The sequence below is a fragment of the Achromobacter maghribensis genome (assembly GCF_057334215.1).
Map to the genome: position 1 here is coordinate 1 of NZ_JBHFII010000028.1, position 6,703 is coordinate 6,703.

Here is a 6,703-nt window from a genome sequence, read left to right on the forward strand (position 1 = left end):
GGGCAGTCCGGAGCGAAGGCTCCGGACCGCAATCGTTGCCCCGCGCCCCACCGGCCACCGACGCGACGGGCGCCTCAAGAACCCACCCCCGGCACCAAACCAACACCCCCCTTCCCCTTAATGCCGAATTTCAGCCAAGAACTTCTGCGCCCGCACCGTCCCCGCCCGAGTAAAGAACCCCTCCGGCGTCCCAGTCTCCACAATCCTCCCCGCATCCATGAACCACACTCGATCCGCGACTTCCCTTGCGAATCCCATTTCGTGCGTCACGCATACCATCGTCATACCGTCTTTCGCCAGGCCTTTCATGACCTGAAGGACTTCGCCCACCATTTCGGGGTCCAGCGCGCTCGTCGGTTCATCGAACAACATCACCGGCGGGTTCATCGCCAGGGCGCGGGCGATGGCGACGCGTTGCTGTTGGCCGCCCGAGAGTTGGGCGGGGTAGGCGTGGGCCTTGTGGGCCAGGCCCACGCGTTCCAGCAGTTGCAGCGCTCGGTCGCGGGCTTCGGGGCGGCGGGCGCGTTTGAGTTGAAGCGGGGCCAGCATCAGGTTTTCCAGCACGGACAGGTGCGGGAACAGATTGAACTGCTGGAACACGAAACCGATGTGGCTGCGCAGCTGGTCCAGGTGGACTTTCGGGCCATAGATGTCCTGGCCGTTCACCTCGATCACGCCCTTCTGGATCGGTTCCAGGCGGTTCACCGTGCGGATCAGGGTTGATTTGCCCGAACCTGACGGGCCGCACACCACGACCACCTCGCCCTGCGTCACCTGCTCGGTCACGTCGGCCAGCGCCTGGTAATCGCCGTACCACTTTTGCACTTGGGAAAATCGGATCATGTCGGCACCACTTTAGGGGCGGCCCCAAGCCCGGCGCGCCGTCTGCCGATACGTCGTTCGGTCAGGTGCACCAATGAGCTCAGGCCAAAATTCAGGATGAAATAGGTCAGCGCCAGCAAGCCGAACACTTCGAACGGCTTGGTCAGCAGCACGCTGTTGATCTGATTCGCGGCGTAGGTCAGTTCCTGCACGCTGATCACATAGGCCAGCGACGTTTCCTTCACCGTCGACACGAACTGGCTCAGCATGCTGGGCAGCATGTTGTAGAGCGCCTGGGGCAGGATGACGCGCCGCATCGTCTGCAGGTATGACAAGCCCAGCGCGCGGCTGGCTTCCTGCTGGCCCGGCGGCAACGCCTGGATGCCGGCGCGGATGATCTCGGCCAGATAGGCGCTTTCGTAGCAGACCAGCGCCACCACCATTGTCGTGGTGCCCGCGACGGGCCGGCCGATGATGAGCGGCACGAAGAAATAGGCCCAGAAGATGAACATCAGGAGCGGCAGGCCGCGCACCAGATAGACCACGGCCGAGGACGGCCAGTAGAAGATGCGATAGGGGCTGATGCGGCCCAGCGCAAGCAGCACGCCGCACGGAAGCGCCAGCGCCAGGCTTATCGCTGCCAGGCCCAACGTGGCGACCAGGCCACCCACCGGCCCATGCGGGTACTGCCCGATCAGCAGAAGCAGCCAGTTGTCTTTCAGGATGTCCCACATATCAGCGCGCTCCCAGCGGACGGTAGCGTCGTTGCAACAGCGCGCCGCCGCCCATGATGATGAACGACAGCACCAGGTAGATGACCGTCACCACCGCATAAGCCTCGAAGGTGCGGAACGTGTAGTTCTCGACCTCGCGTCCGGCGGCGGTCAATTCCGTCACGCCGATCGCCATCGCCAGGCTGGTGTTCTTCAACAGCAACAGGGTCTGGTTGAGCAGCGGCGGGATCGCGATACGGAAGGCCTGCGGCAGGATGACCTTGCGCATGGTCTGCAGGAAACTCAAGCCCAGCGCACGCGACGCTTCGACCTGGCCCGGCGGAATGCCGCGCACGGCGCTGCGCAGGTCTTCGCAGATGTAGGCCGACATCACCAGCGAGATCGCGATGCACGACATGATGAATTCGCTGCCATGGCTGTTGAGCCAGTCGGTCGCGAATTGCGGCAGTAGCGCCGGCACGCCGAAGTACCAGAACAGGATGTGCACCAGCATGGGCACGTTGCGGTGGAACGCGACGTACACCGCGATCACGCCATTGGCCACGGGCGAGCCCGTCAGGCGGATCACCGCCAGCAGGCTGCCCACGAAAAACGCCAGGATCCAGGCCAGCCCGGCCAGCGCCAGGGTGGTGACGAACCCCCTGAGCAGCCATGCCGGATACTCGCCCTGGAAAATGGCGTTGAAGTCGAAAACGTAGTGCATCGAGGCAGGCTCCAGCGCGCGCGGCGCGTCAACCCTTGATGGCTTCGATGCGGAAGTCGCGCTTCATGTTGAATTGCGTGCCGGTGCCGAACCATTTGTCGAACGTCTTGGTGGCCTGGCCGGACGCTTCCATGCCGTCCAGCACCTTGTTCACCTGGTTCAGCATGGCGGTGTCGCCTTTGCGCACACCCATGCCCCACGGTTCGACGAACAGCGCGGGCTCCAGGATCTTGACCGGCACGGCACTGGTGGACGCCTGGTGCTGCAGCTTCACCAGCATCAATTCGGAGCCGACGAATCCGCTGACCTTGCCCTGCTGCAAGGCCAGGAAGGCGCCGCTGGGGTCTTTGAACGTCACGGGATCGACATTGGGGATGTTCTTGCGCGCGCCCTGCTCCGACGACGAACCGCGCACGGCGCTGACGCGCTTGCCGGCCAGGTCGGCCGGCGCCTTCAGGTCTTTTTCGGAATCGCGCGCCAGGATCTTCTGCAGGCTCACGAAGTGCTGGTGCGAATAATCGATCTGCTTCGCGCGCTCCGGGCTCCAGCCCAGATTGGCGGCAACGACGTCGACGCGGCCGGCGATCAGTTCTGGAATGCGAGCTTCGACGGCGATCAGCTTCAATTCCAGCGGCACGCCCAGGCTGTCGGCGACGGCCTGGCACATGTCCACTTCGTACCCCACGATGGCGCGGGTCTTGGGGTCCTGGAAGCTGAAGGGCTCGGCCGTGCCCATGGTGCCGCAGATGAACTTGCCGCGGGCCTTGATGTCCTGCACGGTATCCGCGTGCGCGGCGGGCGCCAGCGTGGCGGCCAGGCCGACGGCGGCGGCGAAAGTGGCGATGGTGGTCTTCATGGTGTTTCCCCTTGGAATATAGGTATGGGTACGGCGGACGAGACGGGCTTTCAACAAACGAATGTTCAACGCAAGGCCGCGCAGGCCTCGCGGATGCGGCGGCAACCTTCTTCGATGTTCTCCATGGACGTGGCGAAGCTCAGGCGCAGGTAAGGCGACAGGCCGTAGGCCGCGCCGTCGAGCACCGCGACGCCGGCCTCGTCCAGCAGATACATCACGACGTCCAGATCGTGCTCAAGCACGCGCCCGGCCGGCGTCCGCTTTCCCAGCAGGCCCTCGACGGACGGATAGACGTAGAACGCGCCCTGGGGCTGCGGGCAACGGATGCCCGGCACGGCGTTCAGCAGCGCGACGATGCGGTCGCGGCGTTGATGGAACACCGCGGCGGCCTCGCCGACGCAGGACTGGTCCGCGGTCAGCGCCACGCGTGCGGCCGACTGGCTGATGGCGCTGACGCAGCTGGTGCTTTGCGAGATCAGCGTGGCCATCGCCTTGATCAGCGGCTGGGGTCCGGCTGCGTAACCCAACCGCCAGCCGGTCATCGCGTAGGCCTTGGAGACGCCGTTGATGGTGAGCGTGCGGGCGGCCAGCGCGGGGACCACCGCGGCGGGCGAAGCGTGCCGCGCCTGGCCGTAGGCCAGGTGTTCATAGATTTCATCGGTCATCAGCCAGACGTGCGGATGGCGCGCCAGCACCTCGCCCAGCGCCCGCAATTCGTCCGCCCCGTACATGGCGCCCGTGGGGTTGCTGGGCGTGTTCAACAGCACCCACTTCGTGCGCGGCGTGATGGCGGCTTCCAACGCCTGCGGCGTGAGTTTGAAGCCGTCGGCTTCCGGGCAGGCCAGCACCACGGGCGTACCGTCATTGACCAGCACCATGTCCGGGTAAGACACCCAGTAAGGCGCGGGGATGATGACTTCGTCGCCGGCCTGCACCGTGGCGGCCAGCGCGGTGAAAATCAACTGCTTGGCGCCCACGCCGACGATCAGTTCGTCCAGCCCGAAGTCCAGGCCGTTCTCGCGCTGGAATTTGGCGCGCACGGCTTCCAGCAGCGGCTTGGCGCCGGTGGACGCCGTGTAGCGGATGTCGCCGCTGTTCAAGGCATCGATGCCGGCCTGCACGATGTGGGCGGGCGTGGGCAGATCGGGTTCGCCAACAGTGAAATCGACGATGTCGCGCCCTTGCGCGCGCAACTGGTCGACGCGCGTCTTGGCCGCCATGCTGGGCGACGGCTTGATGGCGCGCGCCCGATCGGCCAACAACAGGGTGCCGTCGCCGCTCATGCCAGCCCCTTGGCCGCAAAGGCGGCCTGCATCCAGCTTTGCGTCCTGCTGCCGCCCGCGATCTCGGCCATGATGCGTTCTTCCTTGGCGGCGTGCGCGTGCGCGGCGGCGATCAGGCTTTCCGCCTCGCTGGCCGCGAAACTGACCAGACCGTCTTCGTCGCCCACCAGGATGTCGCCGGGATGAATCACCTGGCCGCCGATGGACACGGGCACATTGACCTCGCCCGGGCCATCCTTGTAGGGGCCCCGGTGGATATGGCCACGCGCATAGCAGGGGAAGCTGTCGGCCTCGAAGGCAGCCACGTCGCGAATCGCGCCGTCCACGACCACGCCGACGCAGCCATGGAGCTGCAGGTAGCGCTTCATGATTTCGCCCAGCACGGCGTTGGACAAGTCGCCGCCAGCGTCCACCACCAGCACGTGGCCGGGCTGGATCTGCATCATCGCCTTGTAGATCATGAGGTTGTCGCCCGGACGGGTCTTGACCGTCAACGCGGTGCCCACCAGCTTGCCGCGCCCGTTGTAGCGGCGCAGGCCCGAAATGCCTTCGCGGCGCGCCAGGTTATCGCTGAGATGGGGCGTGACGATGCCAGCCAGTGCTTCGAGGATGGCGGCGGGAGCGACGGGGGACGCCGGCAATTGGCGTGCGCCGGTAAGGATAGTGGCCATGACGATCTGCAAATTCCTGAGTCGAAAGCCGCCGCAGGCCCGGAACGCTTTCCCGGCCCCGGCCAGCCGGGAGATGAGTCAGATCGCATGGTGCGAGCTTTTCGGTTCGGGAAAAAGGGATTAAATTTCCACGAGCCTCATCGCTTTTAGGAATATAAGGGTTAGCCCTTAGAGAAATTTCGGAATGAACCTGACCCTGGGCCGCCGCACCAAATGCTGACTTTCAAACAAATCGAAGCCCTCTACTGGACGGTCCGCCTGGGCACCTTTTCGGCATCGGCGCAGAAGCTGCACACCACGCAATCGGCCATCACCAAGCGCATCCAGGAGTTGGAGGCGGACTTCGACGTCGCCCTCTTCGACCGCTCCGGCCACCGCGCCGAACTGACCGCGCGCGGCCACGAGGTTTATGCGCTGGCCGAAGAGATGCTGGGCCACCGCGACCGCCTCCTGGTCCGCCTGAAGGGCCAGCACACCCTGACCGGCACGTTCCGTTTCGGCATCACCGAGATCACGGCGATGACCTGGCTGCCCGCCCTGATCCGCCTGTTGCGCGCGCACTACCCCCGCATCACGCTGGAGCCGCACATCGACCTGGGCGCCGACCTGCTCAAGCGCTTGCAGGCCGGCCAGTTGGACATGGCGTTCCTGCACGGCGAATTCGCCGAACCAAATTTGGAGGTGGTGGCGCTACAGCGCCTGGAGTTCGCCTGGATGGGCAGCCCCGACATGATCGACGCCAGCCGCATCTACACCCCCGCCGACATCGCCCGCCTGCCGCTACTGCGCCAAAGCCGCGAGTCAGGCCTGAACATGATCTACGACGGCTGGCTGCGCCCGCATACGCCCGACAGCAATATCTTCACGATCAACAGCCTGATCGCAATGGCCGGCCTGACCGCCGCGGGCTTCGGGGTAAGTTGCCTGCCCAGGGACTACTTCGCGGACATGGTGAGCAAGCGGCAACTGGTCATCGCACGGACCAGCACGGCGCCCCCTCAATCGGTCTACAGCGCCATGTTCCGACGCGACGCAGACGTAGCATTTTGTGAAAGCGTGGCGGAGTTGGCGGAGAGTTGTTGCGAGTTTTCTGGGGGGTGGCAGTAGCGGGTGGGGGTGTGGGTCAGGCCTGGGTTGAGTTCTTGAGACGCCCGGCGCGTCGGTGGCCGGTGGGGCGGACGGTTTGCGTAGGGTTCTGCTCCACGCGGTGGGGTGGTGGAGGATCTTGCGGGGCCTGCTCCCGGCCGGCCGCGCGGGCGGCCTTTGGGAGCTTACGCGGCGTCTTGCGATCCCCAATGCCGCTGCGCGCACGCAACGCAAGGAACCCTCGCAACGCTGCAAATCTCAGCCGACGCTCGCAACATTCACCGGCCTCCCTTTTAGACGGGTGGCGCGCGTACAGGTCTGGCCAAGCAAGCAACTATCTGCCGCGCGCCACCCGTCGCTCCACCTCCCCACTTGACTGCGAGGCCAATAGAAAACCACCCACCAAAAGCGCGCAAGCGACCACGCGGCAACGCCCCGGCAACGCGTATGCAGAAAGCGTCCGCCCGCGCGGACGCTTGAGGCGGGCCCCGCAAACCTCGTCAGTAAACAGCGCTCTAGCAGCGCACAAACCAAGACGGCGCAGCTCG

The 6,703-nt window shown here is 65.3% G+C and carries 7 protein-coding genes; 1 reads left to right on the plus strand and 6 read right to left on the minus strand.

Annotated features, from left to right (window positions below; genetic code table 11):
• Positions 1-117: 117 nt before the first annotated feature.
• The 6 genes from ACE039_RS12455 to ACE039_RS12480 all read right to left on the minus strand — a co-directional run bounded on the left by ACE039_RS12455 (position 118) and on the right by ACE039_RS12480 (position 5,069).
• On the minus strand, positions 118-843 hold the full coding sequence (locus ACE039_RS12455) for an amino acid ABC transporter ATP-binding protein (protein ID WP_485822501.1): 726 nt from the start codon (positions 841-843) through the stop codon (positions 118-120).
• A complete protein-coding gene (locus tag ACE039_RS12460) occupies positions 840-1,556 on the minus strand; it encodes an amino acid ABC transporter permease (protein ID WP_105560562.1) in 717 nt (238 codons plus the stop codon). The genes ACE039_RS12455 and ACE039_RS12460 overlap by 4 nt, the downstream gene beginning before the upstream one ends.
• Before the next feature lies 1 nt (position 1,557).
• On the minus strand, positions 1,558-2,259 hold the full coding sequence (locus tag ACE039_RS12465; RefSeq protein ID WP_105560563.1) for an amino acid ABC transporter permease: 702 nt from the start codon (positions 2,257-2,259) through the stop codon (positions 1,558-1,560).
• 28 nt (positions 2,260-2,287) lie between these two features.
• Positions 2,288-3,115, minus strand: coding sequence for an ABC transporter substrate-binding protein (locus tag ACE039_RS12470; RefSeq protein WP_105560564.1), 828 nt, complete (start codon positions 3,113-3,115; stop codon positions 2,288-2,290).
• Between the two features lie 65 nt (positions 3,116-3,180).
• The gene (locus ACE039_RS12475; RefSeq protein ID WP_313463846.1) at positions 3,181-4,398 is read right to left on the minus strand and encodes an aminotransferase class I/II-fold pyridoxal phosphate-dependent enzyme; all 1,218 of its coding nucleotides are present in this window, start codon (positions 4,396-4,398) and stop codon (positions 3,181-3,183) included.
• Positions 4,395-5,069, minus strand: a complete 675-nt coding sequence (locus ACE039_RS12480) for an RraA family protein (RefSeq protein WP_332009237.1) — start codon at positions 5,067-5,069, stop codon at positions 4,395-4,397. Before ACE039_RS12480 ends, ACE039_RS12475 begins: the two co-directional genes overlap by 4 nt.
• A 213-nt stretch (positions 5,070-5,282) precedes the next feature.
• On the opposite strand from ACE039_RS12480, the gene ACE039_RS12485 reads away from it, so the two are divergent.
• The gene (locus ACE039_RS12485; protein WP_310035730.1) at positions 5,283-6,176 is read left to right on the plus strand and encodes a LysR family transcriptional regulator; all 894 of its coding nucleotides are present in this window, start codon (positions 5,283-5,285) and stop codon (positions 6,174-6,176) included.
• Positions 6,177-6,703 lie beyond the last annotated feature (527 nt).